Below are 19,090 nucleotides of genomic sequence, written 5' to 3' on the forward strand. Positions count from 1 at the left end.
CTATTTTCAAGCCACTCAACGTCATTACTTAGCTGCTTTTTCTCGAACGTCAGTCAGCTTAGAAGCGATACGATTTACCCCTTCGTGAGCAAATATTTCGTCCAAGTTCATTGATAGTTTACGACGCCAGTTAGGGTATTCATCGACAGTGCCAGGAATGTTTACTGGCTTGTCCATCTCTAACCAATCTTCCAGTTGAACACTAAGAAGTGTCGAACCACCAGCCGCAACGTGCAGTTGAAGTGCTTCAGCAAGATAAGAGTCCATCGGTACTTGGCTTGCATCACGACCAACACCTTCAGGTAAGAAGCCATGCCATGCCACCGAATCTAAGATACCTTGTTTGCATTCCAGACGGTCATCGAACAAGGTTTCTAGCTGTTCTGCATCTGGGTATAAACCAATCTCTTGACCCATTTTCAAGTCATCACAATGCCAGAAGCCGCGAAGCGTTGGCATATCGTGAGTGCACAGTGCTGCCATCGATTGTGATGCATAGTGTTTTGGTGAGATGAAACCACCGTCATCTTCTGATGTTTCGAAGAAGAATACTTTGTAAGAATGCACACCCGCATCCGCTAGAATATCGACGATTTCATCCGGCACAGTACCTAAATCTTCACCAATAACGCTACATTGGTAACGGTGAGATTCAAGCGCCAGAATTGACAGCATGTCTTGTACTGGGTAGTAGATGTACGCACCCTTGGTTGCGTTTTCGCCTTTTGGAATCCACCACAAACGCAGTAGGCCTAAAACATGATCAATACGAAGTGCACCACAGTGCTTCATGTTGGCACGAAGTAGCTTGATGTAAGCGTCGTAGCTCGTTTCTTGAAGCACTTCAGGATTAAGTGGTGGTAAACCCCAGTTTTGACCTAGAGGACCAAGCACATCCGGTGGAGCACCTATGCTCGCATCCATCACTAGGTTGCCTTCATCGGCCCAAGTTTCGCTGCCTGAATCCGCAACACCAACAGCTAGGTCACGGTACAAACCAACGGCCATGCCTTTCTCTTCAGCAAGAGACTGTGCATCGTTGATTTGGCAATCCGCTAACCACTGCAGGTACATGTAAAGATGAACATTCTCTAGGTTCTCTTTAATATATTTCTGTGTCGCTGGGCTTTCGAATGTACGATACTTCTCTGGGAATACTGGCCAGCCCCACATACCTGAATCTTCGGCATGTAACTCACCGTGCAGAGCATCAAACGCCGCTTGATGCATCAGGCTTTCACCACCTTCTTCTACAAACGCTAAGAACGCTTGTGCACGATCGCTGTTTTTATCTAAATGACGAGTCTTAAATTCTGCGAATAACAGAGGCAAGATGCTCATCTTAAGCTCGGACACTTCAGTGTAATTCACCCAGTGTGCTTCACGAGCTTTCTGTAGGCGCTGTTGGAATTCAGCGCTACCTACCGTTTGTTGTGCTTCAGCACTTAGTGCGAATTCAGGTACTGAGCTCACATCAATGTATAAGATGTTCAACCAACGACGTGACGACGGGCTGTATGGGCTCGCGCCTTCTGGGTTCGCTGGGAATAATGAGTGAATTGGGTTTAGACCAACAAAATCACCACCGCGAGAAGCGATATCAGCAACAAGCTGTTTAAGGTCACCAAAATCACCAATACCCCAGTTGTGCTGAGTTCTTAGTGTGTACAGTTGAACACTTGGTCCCCAAAGCTTTTTGCCTTGCTCGATTGGTGACTGCTTGAAACACGCTTTTGGCGTAATGATCAATGTCATCTCGTAAGGCTTCTTACGGCGCTTACGGCTCACAATCAGCTTGTGGTAACCCCACGCCAAATCACTTGGCAATGCAAACACTAAAGGGCCACCCTCGGCACGCTCGTCACGAACGACTTGAGATTGAAGATAGCCTTCAAGTACCTCTCCTTGCTCGGTTTCTAAACGCCAGCTGAACTCACTTTCACGAGCACTAACACCTAGATTAAGCGCCACTTCTACTGGCTCACCGTCACGCAAGACAAGAACTGGGTCTAGTACATCTTTTTTGTGTTTTCTTTCTGCAGATTTAAGCAGTGCATCATCGCTGCTTGTATCGTAGCCCAATGAAGCCAATAGAGACGTAATCGTCTCTTCTGATACTTGTGCTTCATCGCCCCACGCACTAACGTAACTGTCGGCAATATTTGCCATTTCTGCGACTTGTTTTAATACGGTCTGTTCTTTCATCGCTCTCTCCGAAAACGTTCTGACGCTTTCAATTTTGTAGGGTTGTTAATTTAATTTTTTACTAATCAATTAGCTTGTGACAATCGGTTTGTAAGCAGCTTGTTTATAAACGACAAACCTTTAAGCCTTTCGTTTGCTCACAAGCTAATTGAGCCAAGGCAGAAACTGCCTTGGCTACTTTGAAAGTATTAACGGTTAACCGCTTCTAACTTCCAGATGTTGTTCACGTAGTCGCGGATTGAGCGGTCTGATGTGAACTTACCAACCAATGCTGTGTTAAGAATCGCTTTCTTAGCCCAACCTGCTTGGTCTTTGTACTGCTTGCCCATGTCTTCATGTGCTTTCACATAAGATGCGAAGTCAGCAAGACATAGGTACGGGTCGCCACCGTCTAGTAGGCTATCAAACGTTGCACGTAGAAGACCTGGTTGACCTGGAGAGAACTCATCGCCAGTCAGTAGGTCTAGAGATGCTTTCAGCAGTGGGTCTGCGTTGTAGTAATCGTATGGGTTGTAACCCTGAGCTTGCAATGCCACTACACCATCAACGTCTAGGCCAAAGATGTAGATGTTTTCATCGCCAACTTCTTCACGAATCTCAACGTTTGCACCATCCATAGTACCGATAGTTAGCGCGCCGTTTAGCGCCATCTTCATGTTGCCCGTACCTGATGCTTCTTTACCAGCTAATGAAATTTGCTGAGAAACGTCTGCCGCAGGAATAATGATTTCAGCCATGCTTACACGGTAGTCAGGGATGAATACCACTTTCAGCTTGTTGCCAATGCGAGGGTCGTTGTTGATCTTCTCTGCAATCTTGTTAACCGCGAAGATGATCTCTTTCGCTAGGTGGTAACCCGGTGCTGCTTTTGCTGCGAAGAAACATACGCGTGGCTCACACTCGAAACCAGGTTCGTTAAGAATACGGTGGTACAGAGATAGAATGTGTAGCAAATCTAGGTGCTGACGCTTATATTCGTGAAGACGCTTGATTTGCACGTCGAAGATAGCGTTAGTATCTAGCTCGATACCCATGTTCTCTTGAACCCAATCAGCAAGGCGCTGTTTGTTTTCTTTCTTAACAGCCATGAATTCTTTTTGGAATTTCGCGTCTGTTGCAAACTTAGCGATGCCTTCTAGCTGCTCAAGTTTTGCTGGCCACTCAGTGCCGATCTTGCCAGTAATTAGCGTAGATAGCCCTGGGTTACAGAACTTCAACCAACGACGTGGCGTGATGCCGTTCGTTACGTTAGTCAGTTTGCCAGGGAAGATTTCGTTGAACTCTGGGAACAAGTCTTTCTTAACCAGTTGAGAGTGAAGCGCAGCTACACCGTTTACTTTGTAAGAGCCAATCACACATAGGTTTGCCATGCGAACCATGCGGTGGAAACCTTCTTGGATGATAGAAAGCTTCGCTTGCTTCTCACCGTCACCAGGCCACATCTTGCGAACTTCTTGCATGAAGCGGTGGTTGATTTCAAAAATGATTTCCATGTGACGTGGAAGAAGACGGTTGATCAAAGATTCAGACCAAGTCTCTAATGCTTCTGGAAGTAGTGTGTGGTTCGTGTATGCGAACGTATGAGCACTGATTTCCCAAGCTTGGTCCCAAGTTAAACCTTTCTCATCGATCAGGATGCGCATCAATTCAGGGATAGCGATCGTTGGATGCGTATCGTTCAGTTGAATCGTTTCTTGCTTAGGCAGATCTTCTAGAGAGAAACCTGCTGCTTCGTGACGACGTAGAATATCGCGAACAGACGCTGCTGAGTGGAAGTACTGCTGCATTAGACGCAGTGTCTTACCTTTCTCGTGGTTGTCGTTCGGGTAAAGTACTTTAGTGATGTTGCCTGCATCGATTAGCGAGTGTTGCGCTTCGAAGTAGTCACCGTTGTTAAAGCTTGCTAATGAGAATGGTGCGATTGCCTGACATTCCCAAAGACGCAATGGGTAAACTGTGTTTGACTCGTAACCTACGATAGGTAGATCCCAAGGCATTGCTTTCACTTCCATACCCGGAACCCAAGTACGAACTTCTTTACCGTCGATGTATTCAACTTCTACATGACCGTAAAAACCAATGTGTTGTGCTAGTTCTGGACGAGCTACTTCCCAAGGGTAACCTTCAACACCACGCCATGCGTCAGGTGCTTCTTGTTGACGACCGTCTTGGAAAGACTGTTTGAATAGACCGTATTCGTAGTGAAGACCGTAACCTACTGTTGGGTATTCTTGAGCGGCACAAGAATCCATGAAACAAGCTGCAAGACGACCAAGGCCACCGTTACCTAGTGATGGGTCACGTTCTTCTTCTAGAAGGTCAGTTAAGTTTTGACCTAGCTCTTCCATTGCATGAGTGATTTGCTCATACAGACCCATGCTGATCAGGTTATTACCTGTTAAACGACCAATCAAAAACTCTAGTGAAAGGTAGTTAACGCTCTTCGCGTTCTTAATTTTTTCGTCATTTTCAGTTTCTAACAGATCAAATGTTGTCAATTCTGCTAGCGCACGCCCCATTGCTAGGTACCATGCGCGGCTATCTGCGTTTTCAATCGTTGTTGCGTAGGTTGCAGATAAATGCTTCTTAACGCTTTCTTGGAACGACACTTTATCGAAAGTTTTTTGCTGAGTTGGTTTCATTTCAGAAATCTCGCTTTTAATAGTTCTAATTCATCTGTGACATATCGTGCATGGTCACCATTAACTAAACATCCTCCCGCTAACGCGACAAACTAGGAGTAGATGGGAGGGCGTAGGGGGCGTACCGACATAGGGTTAGTGATCTGACTCTCATGTTCTGACTTCGAACAAAAACTTGGAGTGACTAAGATCACAAGCTCCCGTTCGATAACTTACCTTCAATTGATGTGACTTTTATTTAACCGGATTAAAGTCATTATCAAATTTGATATTCAGATCACGAAAATAATTTCTTCCTCTCATCTTTTGCATAGATTTACGTGTTGGGATGAAGGAAGTCACATTCACAAACCAACCCGCTATGTGAGCAAAGTCTCAAATAAAGGGCGTAGAAGCCTAAAAACATGCAGGAGTGCAAGGTTTCTGAGGAGGATCATAGTCGGTGCCGTTTTGCTTCACGTAATATGATTGAAGACTTAAGTAATTAGGCTGATGTCATTCGATTACACTCAACGATAGATTGAGGTAATCCAGAACATAAGCCACGGAATAGGTGAAAAACTTCGACATGTGGATCCCTTCGAAACTGACTCGTCCCGGCCGCTTACATAATGCAATCCTACGACCTAGGGTTCTCGATCTGCTCCAACACGCAGATTGCTATAAGCTTGTATTATTCCGCTCTCCAGCGGGGTACGGCAAAACCACAATGGCAGCTCAATGGCTGGTAGATAAGCCCAATGTGGGTTGGTACAGCATTGATGAAAGTGACAACGATGCCTTTCGCTTTATCAACTACCTAATGCAATCACTCAATAAAGCGACTCAAAATGCCTGCCCTAATGCCCAAAAGCTGGCAGAAAAGCGACAATTTTCATCGTTGCATTCTTTGTTAAGTGAAGTGTTTGCTGAGATGTCTGAATTCCATCACGAATGTTTCCTTGTGTTGGATGACTATCACTTGGTCAACAATGACGACATCCACGAAGCTATGCGCTTCTTCCTTAAACACATGCCTGACAACCTGACGCTTGTAGTGACTAGCCGCGGGACACCACCACTTGGCACTGCAAACCTTCGTGTTCGTGATCTGATGATTGAAATTGGAAACGATTCGCTGGCTTTTGATACTGAAGAGACGACGCGCTTCTTCAATCAACGTGTCGCCGATGGCGTAGATGACACGACCGCTGGTAGTATCTGTACTTATGTTGAGGGGTGGCCTTCGGCATTGCAGCTTATTGCCCTTCAAGCTCAACATCAAAAACGTACCCTTGCGCAATCTGCAGAATCGTTCTCTCACTTTAACCATGCCCACCTTTGGGATTACTTGGTTGAAGAAGTATTCGATCTACTGGATAAAGAAACCCGACAGTTCTTGATGCAGTGTTCAGTACTTGATCATTTCAATGACGAATTAGTCTGCGCGCTTACACAGCGTGAAGACGCACTGGGTATGATCGAATCACTCAACCGATTTGGCTTATTCATCTACCCGCTTGAAGGCGAGAAAAACTGGTACCGATTCCACAATCTATTCGGTGAATTTCTTGCCCATGAGCGCCAAGCTCGAATTCCGCAACAAGAAGCCGAGTTGCACCGAAGTGCCGCGAAAGCGTGGATCAAACAGAAAACGCCTCATCAAGCACTGCGACATGCACAACGTGCTGAAGATCCAGATCTGATCATCCAAATCCTGACTGAACACGGTTGGCCGATGTTCAACCAAGGTGAGCTTTCATCATTAGAAATGGCGATCAAGCAACTGACTACGGATCAACTATACAGTGAGCCGAAGCTATCAATGCTGCGCGCTTGGCTTGCACAAAGTCAGCACCGCTATGATCAAGTAGGCACATTACTTGAAGAAGCCGAGACTCAATATCAAGCTCGAAACATTGAACTCGATACTCAGCAACAAGGCCAATACAACGCCTTGCGCGCCCAAGTTGCCATCAACAGCAATGAGCCTGAGAAAGCATTGGAATTGGCTGAGCTTTCGTTGAGCCAGTTGAACACCACCGTTTATCGTAGCCGCATTGTCGCAACCTCGGTTGTGGGCGAAGTGAATCACGTAATGGGTAACCTAAGCCGTGCGCTACCGATGATGCAACAAACAGAAAAACTGGCACGTCAGTATCAGGTTTACCATCAGGCTCTATGGGCAATTCTGCAGCAAAGCGAAATCTTGATTGCTCAAGGTTATGTTCAAGCTGCATTTGAGCTACAAGACAGCGCATTCAAATTGATCGAAGAGCATCAGCTTCAATACGTTCCTCTACATGAATTTTTGCTGCGTGTTCGCGCTCAGATCTTCTGGTGTTGGAACCGACTAGATGAAGCGGAAGAATGTTGCTACAAAGGCTTAGATATCCTTGGTCACCACTCTCCGAGTAAACACCTGCACAGCTATTCTATGCTGGCTCGTATTTCATTGAGCCGCGGCGAGATTGATAAAGCGTCGAAATTTATCGACCAAATTCAACACCTGCTACGTCAATCAACTTACCACGTAGATTGGACAGCGAATGCATCACTTTCATTGATCTTATTCTGGCAGGTCAAAGGTGATAAAGACGCCATTCGTGATTGGTTAAGTGTTGCAGTTCGTCCTGAATCAGCGAGTAACCACTTCTGTCAGCTTCAATGGCGAAATATCGTAAGATCTCACATCATTCTTGAGCAGTATGAAGATGCGGAAGAAGCGCTGACTTTCCTTAAGAGTGAAGCACAGCGTTCACACCTAATCACCGATACCAACAGGAACTTAATCGTCGAGGCCGTGTTACGCACGCAAATCAACGATGAAGACAGCGCACGCGTGCTACTTGAAGAAGCGCTTCATATGACCAACCAAACCGGTATGGTTGGTAACTTCTTAGTCGACGGTGGAACTATCGGGCATATCTTGGATAAATTGAGCAACAAGCCAGGCTTAGGAGACTTAGAACGCCATCGCGCTCAACAGATCATGAAAGATATCTCAACCACCCAACGCAGCCGCTCGGTTCACTTCGATGAAGACTTTGTTGAGAACTTGGTGAACCACCCGAATATTCCTGAGCTTGTGCGTACTAGCCCACTCACCCAACGTGAATGGCAAGTGCTTGGCTTAATCTATTCTGGCTTTAGTAATGAGCAGATAGCCCAAGAGTTGGATGTTGCGGGTACCACAATCAAGACTCACATTCGAAACCTTTATCAAAAGCTCAATATTGCAAACCGTAAAGAAGCGATCAGTACTGCTGAGAACTTATTGCAGTTAATGGGGTACTAAAGCAGATTCGAGATTCGAGATTCGAGATTCGAGATTCGAGATTCGAGATTCGAGATTCGAGATTCGAGATTCGAGATTCGAGATTCGAGATTCGAGATTCGAGAAAAGTATGAGCTAGTCGCCGATGGTGGCTAGCTTTTTTTTGTTTTGAACTTAGAGCTTAGGAACGAAAAACGAAGATAGACAAATGACAGACAAAAAAATAGCCAACCGCAATAATCGCGATTGGCTCTATATATTTGTGAACAAATCAATAGGTTCACTAACAACGTCAGTTGGCTAGGTGACCCTCGGCTTAAGAAGGGTCAATGTACATAATGCAGTTAGCGTGCCAACTTTTATTCGACGTTTTATAAGCCCTGCATCGCATAAAAACCATGAATTTGTCATGCGAATTGCAAAGTGCATTTGCATAATGCAACCAAGATGCAATATCGATAAGAGATCAGTTTCATCTCTGCTCTTAATGACAAATTACTAAGTGGTTGTATTTTAAATGCTAGGCAAATGTTCAGTTCAACTTATTGCCTTACAATTAAGAGAGTAATAAAAGCCCTTCCCCAATGGCATATTCATACTTTTTTTACACTAAAGTTTGTATACTGCACAAAATTACCCTCAACTCTATGAAGCAATGAACTACTTAAGTACTTTTTTCAAAGGCATGGCAATGGGCGCAGCAGACGTTGTTCCTGGCGTGTCGGGCGGAACCATCGCATTCATCACTGGTATCTACGATACGCTGCTAGAAAGCATTCGCAGGATTAACCCTAGCGTACTTGGCTTATGGAAACGCGAAGGCTTCAAAGCCGCGTTTAACCACATCAATGGTTTCTTCCTGATTTCACTGTTCGCAGGCGTATTCACGAGCATTGCGACATTTGCAAAACTGATTTCTTGGTTATTAGTCACCCACCCCGTTCCACTGTGGTCTTTCTTCTTTGGCCTGATCTTGGTGTCGGTTTTCCATATTCTTAAGCAAGTAGAGAAGCGCGATATGATTCGATTCGTGTTTTTGCTGCTTGGCGTTGCTTTCGCCTATAGCATTACCGTGCTTAAGCCGCTGCAAATGGAACCAACCAGCATCAATGTTCTCATTGCGGGTGCGATTGCGATCTGTGCGATGATTTTGCCGGGTATCTCGGGTAGCTTCATTCTGCTATTGATTGGTATGTATGGTCCGGTTCTTGGTGCGGTTAAAGAGTTCCAAATCGATGTGCTTGCGCTATTCCTTAGTGGCTGTGTGATTGGCCTACTGACTTTCTCGCACGTACTTTCTTGGTTACTGCGCTCATTCCGCGATTTCACATTAGTGTTCTTAACTGGTTTGATGATCGGTACGCTGCCTAAGATTTGGCCGTGGAAAGAAACCATCAGCTGGCGTACAAATTCAAAGGGTGAGCAAGTTCCTCTACTTCAAGAAAATCTGTCACCGTTTGATTTTGAAGCCGTAACCTCTCAGCCTTCTCAGCTGGTAATGGCGATTGTGATGATGTTGGCTGCTATTGCCTTGGTTCTAGGACTAGAGAAATTTGCAGAGCGCAACGCTGACTAATCATTCAACCAACTTCTGGAAAGCGTTTAGAACGGATAATGCTTAGAAATACTAAGCTCACCTCTCGATAAACAGACAAAAGCGAAGCCAATGGCTTCGCTTTTTTAGTTCTACCATACGCACAAAATTGCTTTTTGATACAAGCACGTATTGAGGGGTATGATAACATCGCCGCTCTTATAAAATTAGATGAGAACACGACATGCACCCAGCATTAAAGGTGGTGGCTCTTGGCATAGCTCTCGTGGCAGGTTTTTATGGGCCGCAAGTATTTCAAAAATTTAAGTCGGTCATTGAGCACTCAACTGCCGAAGTCAACTTGGATGACTACTGCATGCTTTCAACCATATCGTGTGAGCAGGAATCCATTTCAATGTCGCTTGATCGCGAAACCGCGCAACCTCTTCTACCCACCAAGATAAAGGTCGTTTGGGAAGGTGCTGCATCTGAGACACTGATGTTATCGCTCACCGGTTTAGAAATGGAAATGGGATCAGCGCGTTTTCAATTGAAGAGCATTGGCAATAATACCTATGAAGGTGAAGTGATTTTACCTGTATGTACTTTAGATAAAATGACATGGGTCGGTGAACTCACTGATGGTGTCGATACTGTAAACCCTGCAATAAGGATGGCAAGATGAGTAGAAATTGGTCGTTAGCATTGGTTGTCGCTTTTGTACTTGGCTTTGGTGTCAAAAGCTATCTTGATGGGCAAAACGAAGTTCAAGAACAACACGCGGCTAAACAAGAGTTTTCCGCAACGACTCTTTTCGGCAAAGACAACCAGCCAACGGAAATCTTTGACCAAACCGATGACAGAATTCGTATCGTTTATTTCGGTTTCACACGTTGCCCGGACGTGTGCCCGACTTCTCTGGCTATGTTAGCCGGAGCACTTAACCAAGTCTCTGATGAAGCAAAAGCAAAGATTCGCCCGATGTTTGTTTCTCTTGACCCTGAACGTGATGCTGCTGAAGCCTCGTATGAATACGCGCAATACTTCCACCCGATGATGGAAGGACTAAGTGGTCCATTGGATGTCACCACTACTCTGGCTCATAACTACGGCGTTATTTTCAGAAAAACTAAGCTTGAAGGTTCAGAGTTGGAATACACCCTAGACCACAGCTCATATTTTTATTTTTTAAAGCCCGACGGTACCTTGATTACCAAAGTACCGCACACGTTGACGCCAGCGCCAATTGTTGAGGCTATCAACAAGCTGACGCAGTAAAACGTAAAAACAAAGAACTTACTCAATAAAGTTCAAAAAAAGTCAGGTCCCAGACCAAAAACATAAAAATTAAGGACAACAACATGAAGTTAAAAGCACTTGCTCTAGCAGGCTTATTGCTCACCCCTTTTGCTCAGGCTAGTAGCGATATTATGGTTCATGACGCGTACGCTCGTGCAACCCCGCCTTCAGCAGTGAACAGCGCGGTGTTCACGACTCTGATGAACCACAGCGATAAAGATCGCGCTATTGTTTCTGCAACAACACCTGCAGCAGGTAAAGTAGAACTTCATGATGTAATCATGGATGGCGATGTTATGAAAATGCGCCAAGTTCAAGAGATCATAATCCCAGCGAATGGTGAAGCGGTACTTAAACCTGGCAGCCTACACATCATGTTGTTCGACCTAGCAAGCAGCCTAAAAGAAGGTGAGCAAATCGAGATGACACTGACTTTCGCCAATGGTGAAACACAGACCTTCGATGCGCCGGTTAAGAAAGTAATGAGCGGCATGAAAAAGATGAATCACGATCATCATTAATCGTATTCACAATTGATAAAATAATTTAAGCCACGATGACTTCTCGCCATCGTGGCTTTTTGTTAAACTGAGTTCGCTTTTTATTCAAAGCCTGAACACATAAATAACCCAAGGAGAATAGAAGATGATTGTAATGAACACACTACAACTGGCAGTAAAAGTAACGCGTTAATTTGTTTGGTTAATCAAACTTAAACACCGATCTACCAACTTATCGTCACCCATTGACGACCGCACACTTTTACCCGGTTTACTGTTGATCGTAAGTGATCAATATATGCATGCCTGTAGCGCATGACTCAATCCGGGGTCCTATCTATTTGAATTCGACCCAAGCTCAAAACATTTTTGACGTCTCGACGCTTTTTAATCTGACTAACGCTTTTCGATCTCATCAACAATCTGGGGTCTTACAAGACGTTAATGCTCTCATAAGACTTTAATGCACTGATAAGACTTTAATGCTCTCACAAGAAAAGAAAGCTCGCACGTCTGGGTAAATAGACATGAATTCACAAAACGCATTTTCTCATCCAATGTCGCTTCAACAGCTTGGATGGCAACCTGTATTCCAACAACAACTGACACTCGAAGACTATGACCATTCCGTCATTGCTCGCATTACCGCGCACCATCGCAGCGGTTATACGCTTGCGTCAGAACAAGGCGAAATCGTTCTACCCGTTCATCAAAACCAACCCGCAATGACGGTTGGCGACTGGGTGATATTAAACGTTGATTTACAATTCGACCGCTTACTTGAGCGTCATTCGCTCTTCAGCCGTAAAGCAGCAGGCAGTCGTGTGGCGGAGCAGTACATTTCAGCCAATATCGACACCGTGTTTATCGTGGTTTCGTTAAACAATGACTTCAATCTAAGCCGTATCGAACGCTACCTAGCACTCGCCAATGAAGCACAGGTTAAAGCGGTTATCGTACTGACCAAGAAAGACTTGTGTGACGACTACCAAGACAAAGTACAGCAAGTGCAAAGCTTAGATTCTATGCTAATGATCGAAGCCGTTAATAGCCTAGATCAAGACTCTACTCAAGTATTGTCACCTTGGTGTAAAACGGGCAAAACGGTGGCTTTGATGGGTTCGTCTGGTGTCGGGAAATCGACGCTGGTCAACTCGCTGCTTGGGGAGACTCAACAAGAAACGGGCGGTATTCGTGAAGACGACAGCAAAGGCCGTCATACAACCACGTCACGATCGCTCCACTTGCTAACGTCGGGCGGTTTATTGCTCGATACTCCTGGTATGCGAGAGTTACAACTCGCCGATTGTGCTGAAGGAGTAAGTGAAACTTTTTCTGATGTGGAAGAGTTAGCGATACATTGTCGCTTTTCTGATTGCAGTCATGAGTCAGAACCAGGATGCACAATACGCAAAGCCATTGAAAGCGGTGAGCTTTCTGAAAGACGATTCTCTAACTATGAGAAGCTACTCAGAGAGCAAGCAAGAAATGGAGCCTCATTGGCAGAACAGAGAGCGAACAGTAAACAGCTTTCTAAAATGTACAAAACCGTGCAATCAGAGAGCCGTAATATCAAGAAATCGTCTAAATAGCCGATTATTGGATTAGGTTTACAACACGTAAATAAGCCCCATGCCCCTATCGCGTATTAGCTCATTAATTCATGAGCTCTTTAATGCATTGGGCTGGGGCTTTTTTGTATCAGCGAGGCTTCTTTGTATTAACAGGTCTTCTTTATATCAACAGGAACCCAGTGGGATCATTTCTGCACACAATGATCTTGCTAATCGACTCTGACGGCACCAGAACCAGAACATTGACCCGAATGAGTATTATCATGCAGATTTATATCTCAACAAGAGTACAAAAATTTAACATTTAGCTCTAAAAACACCACGTAGCGCAAACAATCACCCTAAAAGTAAACTATTCCTAGACACCCTCTTAGATCCCGCTAATATGACCGCCCATTCCACTAGTGTATAGTTGGATTTGGTACAACTTTATAAAAAAATACATCACTATAATAAATTAACAATTGCAGGTATTTTATGCAAAATCACAACATGCTCGCCCGCATCGCTCGTGGAAATCTCGTTCTACAGATCCTTGCTGGTATTGTTTTCGGTGTCGTTCTCGCCATGGTTTCTCCTTCAGCAGCTCAAGATGCAGGCCTATTAGGTAGTCTGTTTGTTGGTGCTCTGAAAGCTGTTGCCCCAATTTTAGTATTCATTCTTGTTGCAGCTTCTATCGCAAACCAAAAGAAAGGTCAGCATACTCATATGCGTCCAATCATTGTGCTTTACCTGATTGGTACGTTCTCTGCTGCATTGACTGCGGTAGTACTGAGCTTCATGTTCCCAACCACTTTGACACTGGTTGCTGGCGCTGAAGGTGCTAACCCTCCTCAAGGTATTGCAGAAGTTCTTCATACGCTTCTATTCAAGCTTGTAGATAACCCAGTTAGCGCACTAATGAACGCTAACTACATCGGTATTCTTGCTTGGGCTATCGGTCTTGGTCTTGCACTGCACCACGCATCAGCAACAACAAAAGCGGTTTTCGAAGACCTTAGCCACAGTGTTTCACACATTGTTCGCTTCATTATTCGTCTTGCGCCATTCGGTATCTTCGGCCTTGTTTCGACTACATTCGCAACAACGGGCTTCGATGCACTAGCAAGCTACGGTCAACTGCTAGCGGTTCTACTAAGCTCAATGCTGATCATTGCTCTTGTCGTTAACCCACTGCTTGTCTTTGTAAAGACAAAACAGAACCCATACCCACTTGTACTGCAATGTATTCGTGAGTCTGGTGTAACGGCATTCTTCACTCGTTCAAGCGCTGCAAACATCCCAGTGAACATGAACCTTTGTAAGAAGCTAGAGCTAGATGAAGATACTTACTCTGTATCAATCCCTCTAGGCGCAACCATCAACATGGCAGGTGCTGCAATCACCATCACTGTGTTAACGCTTGCAGCTGTACACACAATGGGTATTGAAATTGATATCTTCACTGCGATTCTACTAAGCCTTGTTGCTGCAGTATCAGCATGTGGCGCATCAGGCGTTGCCGGTGGTTCACTGCTACTGATTCCTCTAGCTTGTGGCCTATTCGGTATCTCAAACGATGTAGCGATGCAGGTTGTAGCGGTTGGTTTCATCATTGGTGTGATTCAAGATTCGGCTGAAACAGCGCTTAACAGCTCAACTGACGTAGTGTTCACTGCGGCTGTATGTAAAGCTGAGCAAAACAAAGCTTAACAGCTCTTGGGTATTAGGCTTTAGCTCTAAGCTCTAACAGCAAATAGCACATAAATAAAAAGGGAAGCATCAGCTTCCCTTTTTTGATCCTGTTATTCCTAACTCAGAGTGTCCCGTCTCCAATGGAGTGTGACTAAAATAAGCTGAGCTGACCTAAATGAGAGTTCAATTCGCTCAAACGCTCACCTCATCAAGCTACTGACTTAATTTTTGTTGCTCCAGTTGGTTTGGCTAAAGTCTAAAGACGCACCGCTAGGCGCTGGTGACGATGTATTATCTGTGCTTTGAGCCGTACCCGTTTGGGACGCTGCGCGTTGCTCTGGAGAATATTGTTGGTTGTGCTCTGGAGAATATTGTTGGTTGTGCTCTGGGTTGGAGTTCGGGGCTTTCATCTCGAAACTCATTTCAACATCGCTGCCTTGCACATTCGACTCGTCAATTTCCTCTTCTTCAGTAACCTCTTTAACCTTCTTAGGGACAGGCACATTGCGTTTGTAGAGCTTGTTGAGCGCCTTAATGATTGAGTGCTTAGTGATCGCTTCTTGGGTCAACTTGGTCATTATCGGTTTAGTCAGAGCCTGTAAGCCCACGACAGCATCGACACCAAGTTCCCCGCCGACTTTATCCCTCAAATGCTTCGCTTCTGCGTAGCCAAAATGAGCTGATAGGAATAACCAGATATAAGCGATGGCGTTGCCGTGTTCACCATGGTCAATCCAAGCTTCGCCTGCTCTAAACATCGCTTCTGCACTGTTCTTTTCTGCAGCCGTCTCAAGCCAGTAAATAGCCTCGCCATGGTTAGGCTCAACACCCACACCGTTCAAATAACTCATACCGAGTTTGATCTTGCCGTCTAGGTTGTTTTTTTCAGCGGCCTTTTGGTACCACTCAACAGAGCTTTCAGCCGAGTAATCGGGATTCTCTTTATCTAGACACCAGTCACCGATAAACAGCATCGCTTCCGTATTACCACCAGCCGCTGACTCTTCAATATAGGTATAACCCTTAGGGATGTTCTTATCGGTTCCACGACCAAAGACAAGCGCTTTGCCCATCTCGAATTTCGCCGATACGTCATTGTCTAAAGCAGAAATTGCCAGCTGCCAAAAGTTGGCTTTTTCTCTTAAAATCAGGTCTTCTTTACGCTTCATGCTTAGGCGCACAATGCCGTACATGCCATTGATATTATCGAGTTGCGCCGCTTTGTCGTACCAATACAGAGCTTCCTTAATATTGTTACGTTCAGCTTCTTTTGCCAAATACAGAATCGACGGTACATGCCCAGTTTCGGCTTTGAAGTGACGCTCTTTTTGCTCTTGTATGCGCGCTTTTTCAATCGCTTTTCGATAAGCGACAGCACGAGCCTTACGTTCTTGTTCCAAGCGCTGCTTTCTTAGCGATAAAGAGATCAGCCACACGGCGACAAGTATTAACGAAAGAGCCGTCGCACCAATTGCGATTCCCATTGTACTCATAAAATATTTTAACCTAACTCGGCTGATACTAGCCCCGATATCGGGAAAGTGATCAACCCATAGTGAATGGTATGTTTCTAATTACAGAGAAAAGCGCCGTTATTAAAACGTTCCGCCCTAAAATGAACTTAGTTCAGTATCTCAGGAATACATAGCGATAAAAAGTCTACTAAGACCTATCGTTATGCACTCCATAAATGGTGTGATCTTGCTTCAATAGAGTTCGATAATGAAGACCATCTTTCAACAAAATAGTCTTAAACAAAGACAACGAAATTGATGAATACCTATAAACAATTTCGTGTCGCTGTAGTTAGTTCAGTTGGCCGTATATGTAAGCCAGTTCAGCAACCGTTTTAGCAGAAAATTTCTTCATTAAACTCGCTCGATGCACTTCCACCGTTCTCATCGCGATAAATAATTCATCAGCAATTTTCTGATTGCGCTTACCATCAATAATCTGCTTTAGTATGTCTATTTCACGTTCAGTCAACGATGCGTACGCTTGGCGATACACATTCATATGTAAGTGCTTTTCAGAGGCCTCTAGCCCTTGCTTGATTGCCTCAGCCAGCTCGCTGCCTTTCACCGGTTTTTGGAAAAAGTTCACCGCACCGGCTTGTAAGGCTTCGACCGCCATTGGTACATCACCATGGCCCGTCAGGTAAATCACCGACAATGGGCTCTGCGCTTTCATCATCAACTCATGAACTTGCTGTCCTCTCATTTCGGGCATTCGACTGTCTAACACCACGCATCCCGTCGCATTCAAATCCACTGCATCCAAAAAGCTCGGGCCATCTTCATAGGCTGTCACCTTGAAATCATGCTCTTCCAATAAGAACACCAATGAGTCTCTAATCGACTCATCGTCATCAACCACATAGACCGGTAACGTTTGATGAAGTTCAGACATAACAAGATTCCTTATGAATCATTTGAAAGAGAAAAAGGTAACGTCACTGCGACGTGACAGCCATGAGGAGTCAATGATTTGATGGCCATTTGGCCGCTGTGGTCTTCAATCACGTCTTGGCAAATCGCAAGCCCTAAACCCAAGCCATTTTCTTTGCTACTCACAAAGGCTTGAGTGACTTGTTGTTCGGTGAAATCTAAACCCGTGCCGTTATCGATAACCGACAGCATCATTTTATCCGGTTGATACTCGGTAATCACTTTAATTGTTGGTGGTTCGCTGTTTTTGTTATCAATATCAGACGCAGCGCTTTGTTCGCGGTGCTGCTGTGCGTTACACGCGTCAGTCGCATTGTTGATCAGGTTTACAATCACTTGCTGCAATCCCACCGGGTCGACATGCAGTTGGATAGGCTTACCTACAGCGTGGCGCTCAATGGTTATCCTGTGTTTCTGTAATCGAAACTGCAGCAACTCAATGGTGTCTGTGAGTAACTGCTCGATGTCCGTCTGAGATTTTTCCGATGAGCGTTTCTTTATCATGTTTCTTAAGCGTTGGATGATCGCGTCTGCACGATCCACTTGAGACTGAATCTTCTCAAACACAGGTTCAATATCGGTCAATGGTTTGTTCTTCGAAATCCGTAATAAACCACCTTCACTGTAGTTGCGAATGGCCGCCAAAGGTTGATTGATCTCGTGTGCCAAGCTGCTTCCCAGTTCACCGACTACCGCGATACGTTGTGAGTGCTCTAGCTGTTCACTCTTACTTTTCAGCTTGTACAGCGTCGCTTCTAGTTGTTTCTTGCTGCGACTGAATTTGTATTCTAGCCAGAAGTGGTAAGCATTCAGCGACACGACAAGAATAAAGAACGCCCATGCCCACTGTTGATTGTACTTGAGCCAGATTAACGCTTCCTTCCACCAAGGTTGTTGCAGTGGGTGCATGTCGAGTTGCTGATAAAGCTTGTCGATTGAGAGCAAGCTTGTCGGTGACGTCCAACCCGATGCATTCGCAGCAATGGCTGGCACACTGCTTTTTGGCATTGAAAACAACACTTGACTCATTTGCTTAGCTAATGCCGAAGAGGCTCGCTCTGTTTTGGCAAACGACCAGTTGGAATACAGCGGCGTAGACACTTGGCATCGAAAACCTTCAGGCGCTTGATTACCGATAACGCGATACTGACCCGCCACCAGCAAACCTTCACTGATCATGCTCTCGACCAAACAAGCTGGCACCACAGCCGCTTCAATGTGTCCTTCTCGCAGTTGGTACAAGCTGGCATCGATAGGGAAACCTAAGAACTGCGTATTGGAAAAAAAGTGGTTGGGATTAAGCCCTTCTTGCATCACTTGATAACGCATTGTTAAGTAACCACCAAATGCATTTTCCGAGACCGCTGCAATCGGCTTACCACTGAGTTGTTCGAAAGAGATATAGGGCGACATTCTTCTTACCACTAAAGCAGAACCAATGCTGCGAGTATTACTGGCGCCTTGAGCTTCAACGTTATGACTGGTCATGGTCGCCATCCAAGAAAGCGCATACTGGCGTCCTAATCGAACCGCCTGACCTGGATTAGTAATAACAAAATCGACAGTGACCCCTTTCACCGCTTCAGCCATCTCTTCCAAATTGAAAGGCTTGAGGACAAAGTGCTTGCTCGGAATATGCTCAGACAGCCAATCCATCGTAGGCTGCCAACGCTGCTGCGCCGCAAGTTTGCCTCGGGTCGCCAACACGCCAACCTCGATAATCTGCTCGGGTTCATCTGTGTTTTGGTTTGGGCTTGAGCTTGGGGCTGCTATCACTTGTTCTGATTGAGCCGCAAAACACACTCCTGCGGTTAGGCTCAACCAACAAAGGCCAACGATTGTCATTAGGTTTCTGACTGTCACTAAAATCTCTTTCTCCAAACGGACTGTTTATTCATTTCACTTCGTCTTTACGCTGACGACATGTTTAACGCCTAACTCATGCTTTAGATCGCCTTA

General features: G+C 45.1%; 12 protein-coding genes. 7 read left to right on the forward strand and 5 right to left on the reverse strand.

All coding sequences use genetic code 11. The features are described 5' to 3' along the window. Positions 1-24 precede the first annotated feature (24 nt). Together malQ and L3V35_RS03670 are read right to left on the reverse strand one after the other, a co-directional pair. Entirely contained in the window at positions 25-2,205 is a 2,181-nt protein-coding gene (gene malQ / locus L3V35_RS03665; RefSeq protein ID WP_151417593.1) for a 4-alpha-glucanotransferase, read from the reverse strand. Between the two features lie 188 nt (positions 2,206-2,393). Beyond that, the gene (locus tag L3V35_RS03670) at positions 2,394-4,847 is read right to left on the reverse strand and encodes a glycogen/starch/alpha-glucan phosphorylase (RefSeq protein WP_010431613.1); all 2,454 of its coding nucleotides are present in this window, start codon (positions 4,845-4,847) and stop codon (positions 2,394-2,396) included. A gap of 568 nt (positions 4,848-5,415) precedes the next feature. Here L3V35_RS03670 and malT point away from each other — a divergent pair. The 7 genes from malT to sstT all read left to right on the forward strand — a co-directional run bounded on the left by malT (position 5,416) and on the right by sstT (position 14,702). Then, positions 5,416-8,124, forward strand: coding sequence for an HTH-type transcriptional regulator MalT (gene malT / locus L3V35_RS03675; RefSeq protein ID WP_237298947.1), 2,709 nt, complete (start codon positions 5,416-5,418; stop codon positions 8,122-8,124). Positions 8,125-8,758: 634 nt separating this feature from the next. Beyond that, the gene (locus L3V35_RS03680; protein WP_029405904.1) at positions 8,759-9,679 is read left to right on the forward strand and encodes a DUF368 domain-containing protein; all 921 of its coding nucleotides are present in this window, start codon (positions 8,759-8,761) and stop codon (positions 9,677-9,679) included. 202 nt (positions 9,680-9,881) lie between these two features. Further along, positions 9,882-10,322 (forward strand): hypothetical protein, encoded by a 441-nt coding sequence (locus L3V35_RS03685; RefSeq protein WP_017073657.1) that lies wholly within the window; start codon positions 9,882-9,884, stop codon positions 10,320-10,322. Continuing rightward, on the forward strand, positions 10,319-10,915 hold the full coding sequence (locus tag L3V35_RS03690) for an SCO family protein (protein WP_004732104.1): 597 nt from the start codon (positions 10,319-10,321) through the stop codon (positions 10,913-10,915). Before L3V35_RS03685 ends, L3V35_RS03690 begins: the two co-directional genes overlap by 4 nt. Before the next feature lie 83 nt (positions 10,916-10,998). Continuing rightward, entirely contained in the window at positions 10,999-11,457 is a 459-nt protein-coding gene (locus tag L3V35_RS03695) for a copper chaperone PCu(A)C (RefSeq protein ID WP_076649322.1), read from the forward strand. A 506-nt stretch (positions 11,458-11,963) separates the two neighbouring features. Next, the gene (gene rsgA / locus L3V35_RS03700) at positions 11,964-13,028 is read left to right on the forward strand and encodes a ribosome small subunit-dependent GTPase A (RefSeq protein ID WP_237298427.1); all 1,065 of its coding nucleotides are present in this window, start codon (positions 11,964-11,966) and stop codon (positions 13,026-13,028) included. A 459-nt stretch (positions 13,029-13,487) separates the two neighbouring features. Continuing rightward, positions 13,488-14,702: a serine/threonine transporter SstT gene (gene sstT, locus L3V35_RS03705; RefSeq protein ID WP_019824728.1), complete on the forward strand. Its 1,215-nt coding sequence runs from the start codon at positions 13,488-13,490 to the stop codon at positions 14,700-14,702. A 203-nt stretch (positions 14,703-14,905) separates the two neighbouring features. On the opposite strand, the gene L3V35_RS03710 is transcribed toward sstT, so the two are convergent. From L3V35_RS03710 to L3V35_RS03720, 3 genes are all read right to left on the reverse strand, one after another. Next, positions 14,906-16,168: a tetratricopeptide repeat protein gene (locus L3V35_RS03710; protein ID WP_237298949.1), complete on the reverse strand. Its 1,263-nt coding sequence runs from the start codon at positions 16,166-16,168 to the stop codon at positions 14,906-14,908. Between the two features lie 322 nt (positions 16,169-16,490). Then, entirely contained in the window at positions 16,491-17,093 is a 603-nt protein-coding gene (locus tag L3V35_RS03715; protein WP_237298429.1) for a response regulator, read from the reverse strand. An 11-nt stretch (positions 17,094-17,104) separates the two neighbouring features. Beyond that, positions 17,105-18,994 carry a sensor histidine kinase gene (locus L3V35_RS03720; RefSeq protein WP_237298431.1) on the reverse strand — a complete coding sequence of 630 codons (1,890 nt, stop codon included), beginning with the start codon at positions 18,992-18,994 and terminating at the stop codon, positions 17,105-17,107. Between the last annotated feature and the right edge of the window lie 96 nt (positions 18,995-19,090).

Source organism: Vibrio sp. L5-1 (assembly GCF_021728315.1).
Classification (GTDB): domain Bacteria; phylum Pseudomonadota; class Gammaproteobacteria; order Enterobacterales; family Vibrionaceae; genus Vibrio; species Vibrio splendidus_K.